At 65.3% G+C, this 16324-nt stretch carries 17 protein-coding genes; 9 read left to right on the forward strand and 8 right to left on the reverse strand.

Annotated elements, in window-relative coordinates; genetic code table 11:
- Positions 1-170 precede the first annotated feature (170 nt).
- On the forward strand, positions 171-917 hold the full coding sequence (locus HPY67_05140; GenBank protein ID NPV04101.1) for a histone deacetylase family protein: 747 nt from the start codon (positions 171-173) through the stop codon (positions 915-917).
- 14 nt (positions 918-931) lie between these two features.
- Here HPY67_05140 and mnmE read toward each other — a convergent pair whose 3' ends face one another.
- From mnmE to rpmH, 6 genes are read right to left on the reverse strand one after another with little or no spacing between them, the layout of a single operon-like run.
- Positions 932-2314 carry a tRNA uridine-5-carboxymethylaminomethyl(34) synthesis GTPase MnmE gene (mnmE, locus tag HPY67_05145; protein NPV04102.1) on the reverse strand — a complete coding sequence of 461 codons (1383 nt, stop codon included), beginning with the start codon at positions 2312-2314 and terminating at the stop codon, positions 932-934.
- Positions 2311-3291: a KH domain-containing protein gene (locus tag HPY67_05150; protein NPV04103.1), complete on the reverse strand. Its 981-nt coding sequence runs from the start codon at positions 3289-3291 to the stop codon at positions 2311-2313. Before HPY67_05150 ends, mnmE begins: the two co-directional genes overlap by 4 nt.
- 11 nt (positions 3292-3302) lie before the next feature.
- Positions 3303-4898 carry a membrane protein insertase YidC gene (yidC, locus tag HPY67_05155; protein NPV04104.1) on the reverse strand — a complete coding sequence of 532 codons (1596 nt, stop codon included), beginning with the start codon at positions 4896-4898 and terminating at the stop codon, positions 3303-3305.
- Positions 4899-4918: 20 nt separating this feature from the next.
- Positions 4919-5143, reverse strand: a complete 225-nt coding sequence (gene yidD, locus HPY67_05160) for a membrane protein insertion efficiency factor YidD (GenBank protein NPV04105.1) — start codon at positions 5141-5143, stop codon at positions 4919-4921.
- 2 nt (positions 5144-5145) lie between these two features.
- A complete protein-coding gene (rnpA, locus tag HPY67_05165; GenBank protein ID NPV04106.1) occupies positions 5146-5529 on the reverse strand; it encodes a ribonuclease P protein component in 384 nt (127 codons plus the stop codon).
- A 24-nt stretch (positions 5530-5553) separates the two neighbouring features.
- Positions 5554-5691, reverse strand: coding sequence for a 50S ribosomal protein L34 (rpmH, locus tag HPY67_05170; GenBank protein NPV04107.1), 138 nt, complete (start codon positions 5689-5691; stop codon positions 5554-5556).
- 226 nt (positions 5692-5917) lie between these two features.
- On the opposite strand from rpmH, the gene uvrB reads away from it, so the two are divergent.
- From uvrB to HPY67_05210, 8 genes are all read left to right on the forward strand, one after another.
- On the forward strand, positions 5918-8011 hold the full coding sequence (gene uvrB / locus HPY67_05175) for an excinuclease ABC subunit UvrB (protein ID NPV04108.1): 2094 nt from the start codon (positions 5918-5920) through the stop codon (positions 8009-8011).
- Between the two features lie 72 nt (positions 8012-8083).
- On the forward strand, positions 8084-9967 hold the full coding sequence (gene uvrC / locus HPY67_05180; GenBank protein ID NPV04109.1) for an excinuclease ABC subunit UvrC: 1884 nt from the start codon (positions 8084-8086) through the stop codon (positions 9965-9967).
- A gap of 18 nt (positions 9968-9985) precedes the next feature.
- Positions 9986-10546 (forward strand): manganese efflux pump, encoded by a 561-nt coding sequence (locus HPY67_05185; GenBank protein ID NPV04110.1) that lies wholly within the window; start codon positions 9986-9988, stop codon positions 10544-10546.
- Positions 10547-10646: 100 nt separating this feature from the next.
- Positions 10647-12350 (forward strand): PAS domain S-box protein, encoded by a 1704-nt coding sequence (locus tag HPY67_05190; protein NPV04111.1) that lies wholly within the window; start codon positions 10647-10649, stop codon positions 12348-12350.
- Between the two features lie 325 nt (positions 12351-12675).
- Complete coding sequence (locus HPY67_05195) at positions 12676-13113, forward strand: Hsp20 family protein (protein NPV04112.1); 438 nt, start codon at positions 12676-12678, stop codon at positions 13111-13113.
- A 14-nt stretch (positions 13114-13127) separates the two neighbouring features.
- Entirely contained in the window at positions 13128-13493 is a 366-nt protein-coding gene (locus tag HPY67_05200) for a hypothetical protein (protein ID NPV04113.1), read from the forward strand.
- A gap of 231 nt (positions 13494-13724) precedes the next feature.
- Positions 13725-13997 (forward strand): hypothetical protein, encoded by a 273-nt coding sequence (locus HPY67_05205; protein NPV04114.1) that lies wholly within the window; start codon positions 13725-13727, stop codon positions 13995-13997.
- 148 nt (positions 13998-14145) lie between these two features.
- Positions 14146-14598 (forward strand): universal stress protein, encoded by a 453-nt coding sequence (locus HPY67_05210; protein ID NPV04115.1) that lies wholly within the window; start codon positions 14146-14148, stop codon positions 14596-14598.
- A 32-nt stretch (positions 14599-14630) separates the two neighbouring features.
- On the opposite strand, the gene HPY67_05215 is transcribed toward HPY67_05210, so the two are convergent.
- Both HPY67_05215 and HPY67_05220 read right to left on the reverse strand, forming a co-directional pair.
- Complete coding sequence (locus HPY67_05215) at positions 14631-15551, reverse strand: thioredoxin domain-containing protein (GenBank protein ID NPV04116.1); 921 nt, start codon at positions 15549-15551, stop codon at positions 14631-14633.
- 32 nt (positions 15552-15583) lie between these two features.
- On the reverse strand, positions 15584-16237 hold the full coding sequence (locus HPY67_05220) for a class I SAM-dependent methyltransferase (protein NPV04117.1): 654 nt from the start codon (positions 16235-16237) through the stop codon (positions 15584-15586).
- Between the last annotated feature and the right edge of the window lie 87 nt (positions 16238-16324).

Below are 16324 nucleotides of genomic sequence, written 5' to 3' on the forward strand. Positions count from 1 at the left end.
GGCCGGGACGTGACGGGGTTGCGGAATGTCGGGATGATGGGGCAGGAAGACACGGAGGATCATCCCTGCCCTCGCATTCCATGATGCCGGTATCCCAATCGGGCATGTCCCCGGGAGGGGGAAGAGAAAACGGCAATCCAGGTGCAAGGCTCTCGTAAGGAGGTGCAGGGATGAAAGTGGTCTGGAGCGAAAAGTTCATCGATTCCTACACGAGCGACCCGGCGGCCGCCTCGGGGCGCATGGAGGCGATCCTCGATGTCATCAAGGACAGGGTGACCTTCGTGGAGGCCCGGCCGGCTGCCGAGGAGGACATCGCCGCCTGCCACACGGCCGCTCACATCGCGTACATCCGGCGGATCGGCCTCTACGAGATCGCGGCACTGGCCGCCGGGGGCGCCATCCAGGCCGCCGAGATCGGCATGAAGGAGCCCTGCTTCGGCCTCATCCGGCCCCCGGGCCACCACGCCTCGGCCGGCAGCTGCTGGGGCTTCTGCTTCTTCAACAACATGGCGATCGCGATGGAGAGGCTCAAGAGGGACGGGAAGATCCGCAAGGCCCTCGTCCTGGACATCGATCTGCACTTCGGCGACGGGACGGTGAACATCCTCGGCGGCAGGGGCTATGCCACTCTCGTCAACCCGTCCTCGAACTCCCCGGCGGATTTCATCCGCCAGGTCGACAAGGCCCTGGCCGCGGAGACATACGACGTGATCGGGATTTCCGCCGGCTTCGACTACGCCCGCGAGGACTGGGGCGGCGTGCTCGGCGAGTCGCACTACACCGACATCGGCCGGATGGTCCGCGAGACGGCCCGCAAGAGCGGCGCAGGGTTTTTCGCCATCCTCGAGGGCGGATACAACCACCGCGTCCTCGGGTACAACTGCATGGCCCTGCTGGACGGGATGCGGGAGGACTGAAACGAGAGGGGCGCTTATTTGCCGATGCAGAAGGCGGCAAAGATGCGGTCCAGCACTTCCTCGCTGACCGTCTGGCCTGTCACCTCGCCCAGGGCGCCCAGGGCTTCCCGCAGGTCGAAGGCGGCAAACTCCGGCGAGAGCCCGCCGGAGAGGCCCTGCTCGGCCTTCCGCAGGCACGCGAAGGCGCGCTCCAGGGCGATCTTGTGCCGCAGGGTCGTCAGGACCGCATCGGAGTGTCCCGGCCCGGCGGCACGCCCGATGGCGGTGTGAACGCCGTCGCGGAAGGCCGCCAGGCCCTCCCCCGTCTTGGCCGAGACCCGGAAGATGTCCCGCCCGGCGAGCTCCCCGGGAAGGGAGTCTTCCTCGAGGACCGCGGGCAGGTCGGACTTGTTGATCGCGACGACGGTGTTCCGGTCCCGGTTCGCAGCGATGACGTCCCGGTCCTCTTGCGTGAGGGGGCTGCTTCCGTCCAGCACGATGACGACCACGTCGGCCGACGCCGACTGCTGCCAGACCCGTTCGATGCCCTCCTGCTCGGCAGGATCCTGCGCCGCCCGGATGCCGGCCGTATCGACGTACCGCACCGGGATGCCCCGGATGGTCGCACCCTCCTCGAGGTAGTCCCGCGTGGTCCCCGCGTGGGGCGTCACGATGGCCCGGCTCTCCCCCAGCAGGCGGTTGAAGAGGCTGGACTTTCCCACGTTGGCCTTCCCCGTGATGACGACCCGGGCCCCCTCGCGGGCCATCCGGCCCTCGCCGTAGGTCGTCGTGAGTTCCTCGATCCGCGCGGTGACGTCGCGAAGCCCGTCGAGAAGGCCCTCCCGCGGGGCTGCCTCGAGGCCTTCCTCCTCCTGGAAGTCGATCTCGGCCTCGAGGAGGGTGAGGATGTCCAGGATGGATGCGCGCAGCTCCCCGATCCGGCGCGACAGGTCGCCCCGGAGGTTCCCCAGGGCGAGGTCGAGCCCCCGGGGCGACCGGGCGGTGATCATCTCCTGGACGGCCTCGGCCTGGGCGAGATCGAGACGGCCGTTGAGAAAGGCGCGGCGCGTGAACTCCCCGGGTTCGGCGGGGCGGGCCCCGGCCCTCAGGACGGCCAGGAGGACCTCCTCGAGAATGAGGGGGCCGCCGTGACAGTGGATCTCGAGGGTGTCTTCACCGGTGTAGGAATGGGGCGCGCGCATGAAGACGACGAGGACCTCGTCGAGCACGCGGCCCGTGACGGGGCAGACGATCTCCCCATGGGTGAGCCGGCGGTTGCGGAAGGGACCCGGCGCCCTCCGGGACCTGAAGAGGGCCTGCCCGATGCGCTCCGCGTCGGGTCCGCTTGCCCGCACGATCCCGATGCCGCCGATGCCCGGCGGTGTGGCGATCGCCGCGATGGTGTCTGCCTGGGTCACCGGGGTCTCGGGCTGTAGGGGCGGCTGCTCTTGCCGGGCCTGACGACGATCTTGCGATTGGGGCCCTCACCGCGGCTCTTCGTGACGACGGAGTCGTCGTTCTGCAGGGTGAGGTGGATGATCCGCCTCTCGCGGGCCGTCATGTTGCCCAGCGTGACGGGCTTGCGGGTCTTGCGGACCTTCTGGCTGACCTTCTCCGCGAGGGCCACGAGCGCTTCCTCGCGCTTCTTGCGGTAGTCCTCCGTGTCGACGACGACCTGCTTCTTCTCACGGCCCTGCTTGCCGAGGATCTTGTTGACGACGTACTGGAGGGCGTCGAGGGTCTGGCCCCGCTTGCCGATGAGAAGCCCCTCGTCGGCGCTCTTCACGGTGAGGCTGACGGCGTCGGGCGTGTCCTCCACCGTCACCTCGGCCTCGATGCCCATGCGGGAAAGGATCCCGAGAAGGGCTTCCTTTGCCGCCTCCAGGGTTTCCGGGGACGACGGCACGGGCTCCGGCCGCGGCTCGGGGGCCGCCCGGCCATCCCGCTGTTCCCTGGGCAGATGCGTCTCCGGCTGCTCCCCCTGCGTCTTTTGGGGACGCCTCTCGCGGGGCTCGCGATGCTCCCGCGGCGGCCGGCCCTCCCGCTGCCCGGCCTGCGCCCTCGGGGGCCGCGGCTCGTGGGGCTCGCGGGTCTCCCGCGGCGGGCGGTGTTCCCGGGGCGGGCGCGCCTCCCGGCGTTCGGGGGCCTCCGGGGGCCGTGCCGCCGGCATCTCCGGTGCCGGTTCCTGCTTCTCACCGGGCATCTCGAAGCTCATGTCCAGGCTCAGCAGGCTGGCCTTGATCTTGGCCTTTTTCGACCCCACGAGACCGAGAAACCCCGAAGTGCCCTCGGAGAGGATCTCGATGTTGAGCTTCTCGCGGGGGACGCCGAATTCCCGGCACGCCTTCTCGATCGCTTCATCGATCGACTTTCCTTCGATTTCGAGGACCTTCATGGTTCAGCACCTCACGCGGTGGGAGACTTGTTGATGTAGTACTGCTGGCCGATGCTCAGGACGTTGTTGACGAGCCAGTAGATCACGAGTCCCGAGGGGAAGTTCAGGAACAGGAACGTGAAGATCACGGGCATGAGGAGCATCATCTTCTGCTGCATGGGATCCCCCATGGGCGGCGACATCTTCTGCTGGATCAGCATCGTCGCCCCCATGACGATCGGCGTGATGTAGTAGGGGTCCTTGGCCGAGAGGTCCTGGATCCACCAGAAAAAGGGCGCGTGGCGCAGCTCGATGGCGTAGGACAGCAGCTGGTACAGGGCGATGAAGACGGGGATCTGGATGATCACCGGCAGGCAGCCCCCCAGCGGGTTGATCTTGTGCGTCTTGTAGAGCTCCATGACGGCGGCGTTGAGCTTCTGCTTGTCGTCCTTGTAGCGCGCCTTGAGTTCCTCGAGCTTGGGCTGCAGCTTCTGCATCTCCTTCATCGACTTGTAGCTCTTGTTGCCGAGGGGCCAGAAAATCAGTTTCGTGAGGATGGTGATGATGATGATCACGATCCCGTAGTTGCCCACGTACGTGTAGAGGAACTGCATCAGGAAGAGAATCGGGATGGCGAGCCACTTCATCCAGTCGCCGATGTTGATGGCCGCCTCGAGCCCCACGCCCTCCGCCCTGAGGCGCTGGAATTCCTTGGGCCCCACGAAGAGGGTGTAGTTGAAGATCCCCGTCTGTCCCGGGGGGATTGCGTTCTTGGGCCCCTCAAGGCTGACGAGGACCTGCGCACGGGGGTCGCGCGCCAGGGAGGCGGTCGTCAGCGCCGGCTGCTTGGGGATCATGGCGGCGAGGAAGAACTTGTTTTCGAAGCCGCCCCACTGGATGTCGGGCCCGAAGGCCTTGACCGTCAGCTTGGCCCCTGTGACCCGCTCCGTCGAGTTCTTGACCTGGACGATCGCCCCCTCCTCTTCCATCCCCTTCTTGTCCAGCTCCTCGAACCACCGGATGGAAAGGTTCTGGCTCAGGGCGGCGTTCGAGCTGTTGACGAAACGCACCTCGAGCTGGAAGGAATAGCGGTCGGGCTGGAACGTGTACTCCTTCTCGATTCGGTACTGGCCGGGCACGGCATAGGTGAAGACGAGACGCTCGGTCTTCGGCTCGCCGGTCAGGTCGATCGCCTTCCGGTCGGTTTCGTAGACGACATCGCCGGGCAGGGAGACGGTCGAATGGGTGAAGGCCGTGGAGAGGGGAAGCTCGGATCCCTCCTGGACGGCGACCATTTCGATGAGGGGGCTCCCCTCGTCGAGGGTGGCCTTGTACTCCTTGAGCTTGAAGGATTTCAGGCCGCCGCCGCGGGTGCTGAACACGGCCGTGTACAGCGGGGTGTCCACCCGGATGTCCCTGGCGGCCGCTGCGGCCTTCACCGGGGCTGCCGCGGCGGGGGCTGCGGCAGCCGGCACGCTCCCGGGCGCGGGGGCCGGGGGCTGCGCCGTCTGGGTTTGGGCCTGCTCCTGCTTCTGGGTGTCGACGTTCTGCGCCGCGTAGTACTGGTAGATGAAGACGACGAGGAACGACAGGAGTATCGCCAGAAATGTCCGCGTGTTCGTGCTCATGAATGCCTCCTGGGGCTCGCTTACCGGACCGGGTCGTAGCCGCCGGGATGAAAGGGATGACAGCGCAACAGACGCCGGACGCCGAGCAGGACCCCCCGGAGCGGCCCGTGCAAGCGGATCGCCTGGAGGGTGTACTCGGAGCAGGTCGGGTAAAAGCGGCAGCAGCGCGGCAGGATGGGGGAGACGATGACCTGATACGCCCGGATGAGGGCGATGAACAGTGTCTGGGAAAAATGCCTCAGCATGGTCAGGCTTTCATTTGTCCCGCGAGGACCTTCTCCAGCTCCCTGCAGAGATCCTGGCCTTTCATGAAGGAGAAGTCTTTCCTTGCGACGATCAGGATATCCTGCGAGGCCGGAAGCCTGTGCTTGTTCAAGCGGAAGAACTCCCTCAGGAGCCGCTTCATCCGGTTTCGCCTGACGGCCGTTTTCCCCACCCGCTTGCCGACGACGAGCCCGAGGCGCCGCACGCCCGTTGTGTTCCTGCAGTGAATGACGGTCAGGTACTCCGAATGAACCCGCTTGCCCGACTCGAAAAGGGCCTTGAACTCGCTTCGCCTGCGGATCCTCTCGCTCTTCGTGAGCGTGTACCTGTCCTCGAGGGCTGGGGGGGTTGCTGCGGCTGGGCTCACCCTACCACTCTTTCCGGACCCGGCTCAGACGGTCAGCCTCTTTCTTCCCTTGGCGCGCCTTCTGCTCAGAACCAGCCGCCCACCCTTGGTGGCCATCCTGGCTCGAAATCCGTGGGCCCGCTTGCGCTTGAGATTCGTGATGGTCGTGAGTGTCTTTTTCATGATGTCAGGGTCCTGTCAGGTTAAATGCTAAAGGTGACTCTTAAACCATTATCCCGAATGTTTGTCAAGGGTTAATTGGACGGGAGGTTGCCGCTTGCCTCGGGCCCCCCGGTCCATTATAGTGAGAGAGTATCGAAGCCGGGGCACGAAGCGCCCGGCCATTACAGGGGTTGAGAGTCACGAGTTGAGCGGTCGAAACAACCGGCAACCGGCGGGCGGCGACTACATCGACAGGCGGCCCTTCCGGCTCGTTTCCGATTTCGAGCCCCGGGGCGACCAGCCCCAGGCCATCGAGAAGCTGGCCCGGGGCCTCGAGAGGGGTCACCCGCACCAGGTCCTGCTCGGGATCACCGGCTCGGGCAAGACCTTCACGGTGGCCAACGTCATCCAGGCCGTCCAGCGGCCCGCCCTGGTCATCGCCCACAACAAGACCCTCGCGGCGCAGCTCTACCAGGAATTCCGGTCGCTCTTCCCGGAGAACGCCGTCGAGTACTTCGTCAGCTACTACGACTACTACCAGCCCGAGGCCTACATCCCGACGACGGACACCTACATCGAGAAGGACTCGGCGATCAACGAGGAGATCGACAAGCTGCGCCACTCGGCCACGCGCTCGATCCTGTCGCGCCGCGACGTGATCGTCGTGGCCAGCGTCTCCTGCATCTACGGCATCGGCGCCCCCGAGACCTACCTCGGCATGGCCCTGTCCCTCGAGGAGGGCATGGAGATCCCGCGGGACACGATGCTGCGGCGCCTCGTGGACATCCAGTACGAGCGCAACGACACCGACTTCCATCGCGGCGCCTTCCGGGTCCGCGGCGACGTGGTGGAGATCTTCCCGGCCTACGAGGAGGAGCAGGCCGTCCGCGTCGAGTTCCTCGGCGACCGGATCGAGGCGATCTCCCTGGTGGATCCCCTCCGGGGAAAGAGGCTGGGGAGGCTCCGCAAGACGGACATCTACCCCGGGAGCCACTACGTCACGACGCGGGACACGGTGAAGGCGGCCCTCGCCTCCATCCGGGAAGAGCTGGGCGAGCGGCTCCGGGTTCTTCAGTCGCAGGGCAAGCTCCTCGAGGCCCAGCGGCTCGAGCAGCGCACCCGGTTCGACCTGGAGATGCTCGAGGAGATGGGCTACTGCCAGGGGATCGAGAACTACTCCCGGCACCTCACCGGCCGCAAGCCCGGCGAGCCCCCGCCGACCCTCATGGAGTACCTGCCCGCCGACGCCCTCGTCATCCTCGACGAGAGCCACGTCACCGTGCCGCAGCTCGTCGGCATGTTCCGCGGCGACCGCTCGCGGAAGGAGACCCTCGTTGAATACGGGTTCCGCCTGCCCTCGGCCCTGGACAACCGGCCGCTCATGTTCGAGGAGTTCGAGCGCTTCCCCCAGCAGCGCCTCTACGTCTCGGCCACCCCGGCCGAGTACGAGATCGCGAAGGCCCGCGGCCGCGTGGTGGAGCAGATCGTCCGCCCCACGGGGCTCATGGACCCCGAGATCGTCGTCCGCCCCGTGACCTACCAGGTGGACGACCTGCTGGGCGAGATCCGCAGGCGCGCCGAGCGGGGCGAGCGGGTCCTCGTGACGACCCTCACGAAGCGCATGGCCGAAAACCTCACGGAGTACTATGGGAGCCTGGGCGTGCGGGTCAAGTACATGCACTCCGACGTGCACACCCTGGAGCGGGTCGTCATCATCCGGGACCTGCGCATGGGGAAGTTCGACGTCCTCGTCGGCGTCAACCTCCTGCGCGAGGGGCTCGACATCCCCGAGGTGTCGCTCGTGGCGATCCTGGACGCCGACAAGGAGGGGTTCCTCCGCTCGGAGCGCTCCCTCATCCAGACCAGCGGGCGGGCGTCGCGCAACGTGGCAGGGCAGGTCATCATGTACGCCGACCGCATCACCGACGCCATGCGGGCCTGCATCGACGAGACGGAGCGGCGCCGTGCGATCCAGCGGAAATACAACGAGGCGCACGGGATCACCCCGGAGACGATCCGCAAGTCCCTCGACAGCGTGCTGGCCTCCGTCTACGAGGCCGACTACGTCACGGTGCCCGTGATGGAGCCGAGGGTCGAGTACGTCTCCATCGCGGAGGTCCCGGAGCTGATCGCCAGGCTGCGGGAGGAGATGAAGGCGGCGGCCCGGGACTACGAGTTCGAGCGCGCGGCCGAGCTTCGCGACCGCATCCGAAAGCTCACCGAGCTGGAGATCGGGTTCGGGGGCGAGCCGACCGGCGATGAGACGGAGCCCGGCGAGAGGCCGGTGAGAAACGCAAACCGCAGCGTCAAGCGAGGAGAAGGCAAGAGGGTGAGAAGGTAACGGGGTGAGGGGCGCGGCTTGACATCCGCCGTCCTGTTTTTTCCCGGAGCCCGAGACCTTGGGGCGGCAGCCATGGAAACGGAAGAGAAAGACAGCGCCCGAACGGACGTGAAGGAGGCGCTTGACCAAAAGGTCGGGGCCATCCCCCCCCGGCCCGGCGTCTACCTCATGAAGGACGGCAAGGGCGAGGTCATCTACGTCGGCAAGGCAAAGAATCTCCGGAACCGCATCCGCAATTACTTCCAGGGGACCGACACCCGCGCGATGGTGCCGTTTCTCGTCTCCCGCGTCCGGGACCTGGACTTCATCGTCACCCACACCGAGAAGGAGGCCCTCCTCCTCGAGAACACCCTCATCAAGGAGCACCGGCCCCGCTACAACGTCATCTTCCGCGACGACAAGACGTACTACAGCCTGCGCCTCGACGCGCGGCAGGAGTTCCCCGCCTTCCAGCTCGTGCGCAAGACGAAGAAGGACGGGGCCCGCTACTTCGGCCCCTACCCCTCGGGGCTCGCGGCCAGGGAGACGCTGAAATACCTCCACCGCCTCTTCCCCCTGAGGACCTGCAAGGACCGGGAACTCAGGGGCCGCCGGCGCCCCTGCATCGAGTACGAGATGCGCAACTGCGCCGGCCCCTGCGTGGGGCTCGTCCGGAAGGAGCAATACCGGAAGTTCATCGACGACGCCGTTCTCTTCCTCGAGGGCCGGGGGTCGAAGCTGCTCGACCTGCTCAGGCAGAGGATGGCCGAGGCGGCGGAGAACCTCGAGTTCGAGGAGGCCGCGCGGCTGCGCGACCAGATCGCGGCCATCGAGGCGACGGTGGAAAAGCAGCGGATGGTCTCGGCCGACTTCAAGGACCAGGATGTCTTCGGGCTGTACCGGGAGGACGACCAGGTCCAGGTCTGCATCCTGCGCATCCGCGAGGGCAAGACCCTGGGCACGAAGAAGTTTGCCCCCGTCCGGACGGCGGCGGCCGACGCCGAGGTCCTCTCGTCGCTCCTCGGGCAGTATTACGACGGGGAGCTCTTCATCCCCGCGGAGGTCGTCATCCCCACGGAGATCGAGGGCGGCGACGTCCTGGCCGAGTGGCTCTCGGAGAAGCGGGGGAAGAAGGTCGAGCTCATCGTGCCGCGCCGGGGGCCGCGGCGGGACCTGGCCGCGCTCGCGCGGCAGAACGCCGAGGATTCATTCAAGGCCGAGCGGGCCGCCCGCATGGACGAGGAGACGGCCCTGGCCCTGCTGCGCGACAAGCTGCACCTGCGCAGGCTGCCCCGGCGGATCGAGGGCGTCGACATCTCGAACCTCGGCGGCGAGCTGCCCGTGGGGGCGCTCGTGTCCTTCTCGGACGGCAGACCCGACAAGTCGGGCTACCGGCTCTACCACGTCCGGGGCGTCGAGGGGCCCGACGACTACGCGGGCATGCACGAGGTCCTGAAGCGGCGCTTCGAGAGCCGGGAGGACCTGCCCGACCTGCTGATGGTCGACGGCGGCCGGGGGCAGGTGGGCATGGCCGTCAAGGTCCTGCGCGAGCTCGGGATCGGGGATCTCGACGTGATCGGCCTGGCCAAGGGGTCGCCGCAGGCCGGCGATGCGGGCGGCGCGCGCCGCCGGCCCTCCCTGAAGGAGCAGGATCACGTCTACCTCGCGGGTCGAAAGGATCCCGTCTACCTCGCGAAACACCCTGCGGCGCTGCTGCTCCTGCAGCGCATCCGCGACGAGGCGCACCGGTTCGCCATCACGCATCACCGCCGGAGGCTGGAGAAGCGCAACGCGCTCTCCGTGCTGGACGGCATCCCGGGCGTGGGGGCTGCGAGGAAAAGGGCCCTCCTGCGGCACTTCGGCGACGTGGACGCGCTGCGGCGGGCGGGGACCGGGGACCTCATGAGAGTCCCGGGGATCACCGCGAAGCTGGCCGGGGCGATCCTTCGTCATCTCAACCCCCCGGACCGGAGCTGAACAGGGCGGGCGCGCGCCATGGATTTCTTGACCGTGTTGCTGATCGCGATCGGGCTCGGCGTCGATGCCCTGAGCGTGGCCGTCGCCACGGGGGTCCTGCTCGTGAACCCTCCCCGGGCGGCCGTCTGGCGCATGTCCGCCGCCTTCGGCCTCTTCCAGTCTGCCATGCCCCTGCTCGGGTGGTCCGCCGGCCGCGCCGTTGCGGAGCTCATCGAGGCCTACGATCACTGGGTGGCCTTCGCGCTGCTGCTCTTCGTGGGCGGGAAGATGATCGTCGAGGCCTTCCGGGAAGACGGGGCGGGCGGGGTCCCGGGGGCGGACCCCACCCGCGGGTGGACCCTGCTGATGCTGGCCGTCGCCACCAGCATCGACGCCCTGGCCGTGGGCCTGAGCCTCGCCCTGGTCGGGGGGGCGATCCTGTACCCGAGCGCCGTGATCGGGGTCACGGCCTTCGCGATGACGTGGGCGGGGATGGTGTTCGGCGGGAGGATCGGGACCTGGCTCGGCCGGAAAGTGGAGATTGCCGGGGGGCTCATCCTCATCGGGATCGGGGTCAAGATCCTGTGGGAGCACCTGTAGCCGGGCGCCCCCGGCAACCGGGAGAGCCTGCAGAAGGCCCTTGCGCAGCCCATTCTGTGCCCGATACAATGAACTGGCATCCGTCGAGGAGGTGCACATCATGGCGCAGCGGAGGAAAGCCGAACGGATACGGGCGGGACCGAAGGCGAAGGGCGATCGGGGGGCATCCGCCGCCGAACCCCGCGGGGCCATGAAGCGGCTCATGCTCGAGCTCAAGCAGGCCGAGGAGAAGTACCGCAACATCATCGAAAACATCGGCGTCGGCGTGGCCATGATCGACCCGCAGATGCGGATCCTCACCCTGAACCGCCAGATGCGGGAATGGTTCCCCGGCGTGGACCCGGCTGCCGCGCCCCTGTGCTACCAATCGTTCAACGACCCGCCGGCAAACGACGTCTGCCCCTACTGTCCCACCATTCGCACGCTCAGGGACGGCCGTGTCCACGAGGCCGTCACCGACACGCCGTCGGGAGAAACCGTCAGGCACTACCGAATCATCGCGACGCCCGTTACGGACGAGAGGGGCCGGGTCGTGGCGGCGATCGAGATGGTCGAGGACATCACCGAACGCAGGCGGGCGGCGGAGGCCCTGCGCGTGAGCGAGCAGCGCCACCGTTCCTACATCGAGTTGACCGGGCAGCTGGGCTGGACGACCAATGCCGCCGGGGAACTGGTCGAGGATCTCCCCGCGTGGAGGGCCTTCACGGGTCAGAGCGAGGAGGAAATCAAGGGTGCGGGATGGGCAAATGCGATTCACCCGGATGACCGGGAGCGTGCCCTGGAGGAATGGCGCAAGGCCGTCGCAGCCAAGAGCGCCTACGAGGTCGAGTACCGGGTACGCAGAAAGGATGGGGTGTACCGGCACTGGCTGGTCCGCGGCGTCCCCCTCTTCGAGGATGACGGGAGCATCCGCGAGTGGGTCGGCACCTCGATCGACATCACGGACATGAAGCGCGTGGAGGATGAGCTCAAGAGATCGGAAGGCATGTACCGCACGATCTTCGAGACGACACCGGCGGCGATGATGATCGTCGAGGAGGACACGACCATATCCATGGTCAACAGGGAGTTCACGGCGCAAACGGGCTACGAGGCCGGCGAGATCGAGGGGAAGAAAAGCTGGACGGAACTCATCCGGAAAGAGGATCTGGACCGTGTGATGGGGTATCACCGCCTGCGCAGGCTCGACCCGGATGCGGCGCCGAGGAACTACGAGTTTCGATACACGGACAGGCAAGGGCGCATCCGGGACGTCTACGCGACGGTCGCCATGATGCCGGGGACGAAGAAAACGGTGCTGTCCTTCCTGGACATCACGGACAGAAAGCGGGACGAGGAAACCCTCAGGACGATGGCCGAGGAGCTGAAGTCCAAGACCCATGCCCTGGAGGAGATGAATGCAGCGCTGCGCGTGCTGCTCAAGCAAAGGGAAGAGGACAAGACGGACCTGGAAAAAAGAATCCTTGCCAGCGTCAAGGAGCTTGTCATCCCGCACCTCAGGGAGCTGAAAAAGAGCCTGTCCGGTCAGAAGGACCTGACCCGCCTCCAGATCCTGGAATCGAACCTGCAGGGCATCATGTCCCCCTTTGCGCAGAAGCTGTCCATGCAGTTCCTGAATCTCACGCAGAAGGAAATCCAGGTGGCCAATCTCATCAAGGAGGGCAAGACGACAAAGGAAATCGCACAGTTCATGGACCTGTCAAAGTTTGCCATCGACACGCACAGGGCCCACCTGAGAAGAAAACTGGGCCTGACCAACAAGAGAGTCAATCTCAGGACTTACCTTTCCTCCTTTTTGAAATAGTGTTTTTGCACACTATTCAACCATTATTTTTTCAATATTGCCATCCGGACAATTATGCTTGAGAGAGCAAATGGGCATAAGGAGACGCACGAACACGATTCGGTAACCGGCGTTTTCGCGCATCCGCCAGCATCTGTTCAGCACATCGACGACCGGAAACAAGCCCTCGAAACCCTGACCTGAAAGGAGTTTTCCCATGTCCCGGCATGCGTATCGGGCCGATGTGCCCCTGCCCCGAGCGGAAGGCTTGAGTCGGATCCGAACCAAATCAGTGCCCCTGGGCAAACCGAACGGCTCCGGGGGAACGGAGCCCCCGAGAATATACATGTGGGCCGGGTCGGAAGGTCTTTTCATCTCGGCGGATCTGCGTGACCTCGGCCTCGAGGATCTCCGGATTCGTGCGCAGGGCATGAGCTTGATCTTCGACGGGACTCTCCGCCCGGAGTTGCCGAATGCGGAGGGGGGGACCCACCGGGCGAAAAAGGCCCCGGCGGCATTCTCCCACGTACTGGAACTGCCGTACGAGGTCAACGGCGATGATATCGATGTGCAAAACGAGAATGGGCTGGTCTCGATCGTCCTGAAGAGGAGGGATTCCGGGCGGCAGAACAGCCGCGCCGCGCAGTCGTCCTTCAGGGCATCGATTAGGCGCTTTTTCGGGGAAAACGAAAGCACTCCCCGCAGCCTCAAGGACGAGATTGCGATGCTGGAGACCATCGAGAGGTATCTTGCATTTCAATCCGTCAAGGGCACGGCCCGATAAAGGAGGATGACCCCATGGCACCCTCTGTCCATGAAGCCGCCCGACAGCCCGGGCGACAGTCCGGGGAAAGGGAACGCCGGGAAACCCGCTTCGAGCGCTCCCCGTGGATCCACGTGACCCGAAGTGAGAGGGATGACCCGCGGGTGACCATGTGGGACGGGGTCAAGGCCATCGTCATCGCCCTGTCGTTTACCTACGGCGATCCCGGGGACATCCAGATTTCCATCGTGGAGGACTGCCTCCTGATGAGGGGCACGGCGGGGAACAACGCCGTCAGTCGAACCATAGAGCTTCCCTGCCCGGTCGAGACCCGTCCGATCCGAATCGACGACAAGGGGACGATCTACTTCCTCCTGCGGAAAAAGGTAAACACCCCTTGATCGTCTTGCGCTGTGCGGGGGGAAGCCGGCACCCCGTCATCCGGTGCGTTTCGTCCGTGTGCTGCATTCCGCCCCCCCCACATGCCCGGTGTTCTCTTCGCCGCCGTGCCGTTCCGTGTCTTCATGGCCCGCTCTCTTTGGCCCGCGAATACCCGGTCGCAGCCGGGCGTCATTGCGGGAGGTCGAAGATGGTTCCTTCTGAATCGTCGGCTGCGGAAAGGAGTCCGGATCATGAAAATGACATCCCATCAGATCGAACAGTGGCTTCGCAGAAATCGAAGAAGAATGATCAAGTGCCCCTACCAGCCGGGGGATCTGAGAATTACTCTCTGGGGCTGCAGGCAGCGCAAGCTGCAGGCAAGAAGAGAGGATTTTTCGGACCTGATGAAGGGAGACTATTTCGATTACGTCTACAAGAGCAACCTGTTGCGGTGCCGCGATTGTCCGATTCCCGAGGCGTACCGGCATCGGGGTAACCGCACAGGCTCAGTCACCGCCGCGTAATCCGCCGCCCGATGAGCGCCCGGCAGCCGGCAGGGTGCAAGCAGCGGCCGGCAAGCGCTCAGCCCCGCCATGCGCGGGCGGCGTGACGGCCCCGGGGCGTCAAATCGGCGCCCGGGTATTGTCTTGGGAAGAAGCGAGGAGGTGAACCATGTTCCAGCCGAAAACCATCCTGGTGCCCACAGATTTCTCCGTTTATTCGGAGAGGGCCTTCCGCAAGGCCCTCGATCTCTCGAAGGCCTACTCGGCGAAGCTCGCCGTCCTCCACGTCGTCAGGGTGCTGCCGCTGAACGTCGGCGAATACTGGCTCGAGGAAACGACGATCAAGCGCGTGCAGGCCGACCTCGAGAGGGCCTCGAGAGACGAGGTCGTGAAGTTCATCGGAAAGTTCCCCGAGGCCAAGGGCCTCTCCGTCGAGGCCAGCGTCCGAAGCGGCGTCCCCTACGAGCAGATCGTGCAGGACGCGGCGGACCGGGGCGTTGACCTCATCGTCATGGCCCCGCGAGGCAAGGCGGGGATCAAGGAGCATCTCCTGGGGGGCACGGCGGACAGGGTCATCCGTCATGCGGCCTGCGACGTGCTGATCGTCCGTGGCCGTGATTAGCGCAGGGTGTCAGCGTCAGGTGCTCCGCACCCCTACTGGATCTCCCCGATCGCCCGGGCGATGTCGGCCGGACCCTTGACCACCTTTTTCCGGCCGCTGTCGAGGATCACTGCGGTGGGCGTCGAGCGGACCTTGTCCTCGGTGAGGTAGCCCGTCAGGAAGCTGAAGGTCGGGGTCGGGTCGAAGACCTTGAACTTGATGCCGCTTTTCTTCAGGTGTTCCTCCAGCTTCTCCCGCTCGGTGATGTTGAGCGCTGCGGCCTGGAAGAGGGCATGGCGCGCCTTGTTGGCGTAGTCGATGTCCTTCTTCTCGTTGAGCGCATAGAGGAAGTAGCGGGCATAGAGCGTCGTGTGCTGGTGCACCGGCGTGTCGACGAAGGTCACCCGGATGGCGTTCTTCTTCACGAGATCCGCGATGGGCTGGGCGATCTCCGGGTCGAGCCTCGAGCAGGGGCCGCAGAAGTAGTCGCTGTAGAGCCGCACGTGGACCCGTCCGTTCCCGAAGACGGGTTTTACGGGCTCCGCCGCGTACGCGGGCGTCGCGGACCCTTCGAAGAAGACGATGAAGGTGAGCAGCCCCAAGGCGGCGAAGATTCCCACCATCCTGCGCTTCGACCAGTCGAGGTTGATCGCGAAGAGCAGCAGCAGGACCGCCCCGAAGGTCAGGCAGTAGGGGCAGAAGACGTCGTTTTGCACCTGGAAGCCGATGAGAAAGGCCTCCGCCCCGACGCCGGCCGACAGCAGGAAGAGCCGGTAATCCGCGAGGCCGAGGAGACTGAGCACGATGAGCGTCCCCATGAAGAGGACCCCCATGATCTTGAGGTCGATCCCGAGGAGTGAGCCCTGCAGGTACGAGCACGAGTCCCCGCAGTAGGCGTAGACGAACACCAGCGCGATCCCGGCGAGGGACAGCAGGATATTGAGCTTCTCTTTTCCGGTGAGGGTCGTTTTCATGACCATGCTTTTGTTCAAGATTCGTACCATTTTCACTTCTTGCGCAACGTGACCTGGAAGAGTTTCCGCGGGAGCGAACCCTCCTCGAACTCCTCGATGCCGAGGATGTCGAACCCCTCGGCCAGGCTCTCGACCATGGCCCTGTCGAAATAGTGTACGACAAAACCGTTCATCTCGTAAAGGTCCTCGCCGAGATGGGTTCCCTGGCCGTAGTGGGCGTCCCCCTTGTGGCGGACCGTGTAGATGTTCAGTCCCCCCGGTTTGAGGACACGGCGGACCTCCCCGTTGAGAAACCCGATCTCCGCCCGGCTGAAGGCCATGCAGTACAGCATGTGGGAGAAGCAGCCGTCGATCGAGGCATCCTCGAAAGGAAGCGGTTTGCGGAGGTCGTGAAAGACGGGTGCGATCATCTCGCCCAGGTCGGTCTTGACGCCCTTGTCGATGATTCCCCAGAGCCCGCTTTCGCTGTAATCCAGTGCATAGACCCGCAGCCCCAGGCCCGCGAAGTAAAGGGTGTCCCGTCCCTGCCCGGCGCCCAGCTCCAGCAGGAGGCTGCAGCCCCCTTCCAGGTAGCGTTCCGCCGCCCTTCGGGCCGCGCCGCTCGGCTCTTCGCCGAAGAAATCCATCACGGCCGCGTAGGCCCGGTCCCAATGCCTTTGCTGACGGTCCAGTTCGTCCTTCAGCATGTCCCGCTTTCCTGTTCGGCCGGATGCGAAGGCCGGCAAGGAGAAGATGGCGTTTTTTCTGAACTGCTTCCGTGAAAAAGTCAAATG

The organism is Syntrophaceae bacterium (assembly GCA_013177795.1).
In the GTDB taxonomy this organism is placed as follows: Bacteria; Desulfobacterota; Syntrophia; order Syntrophales; family UBA2192; genus UBA2192.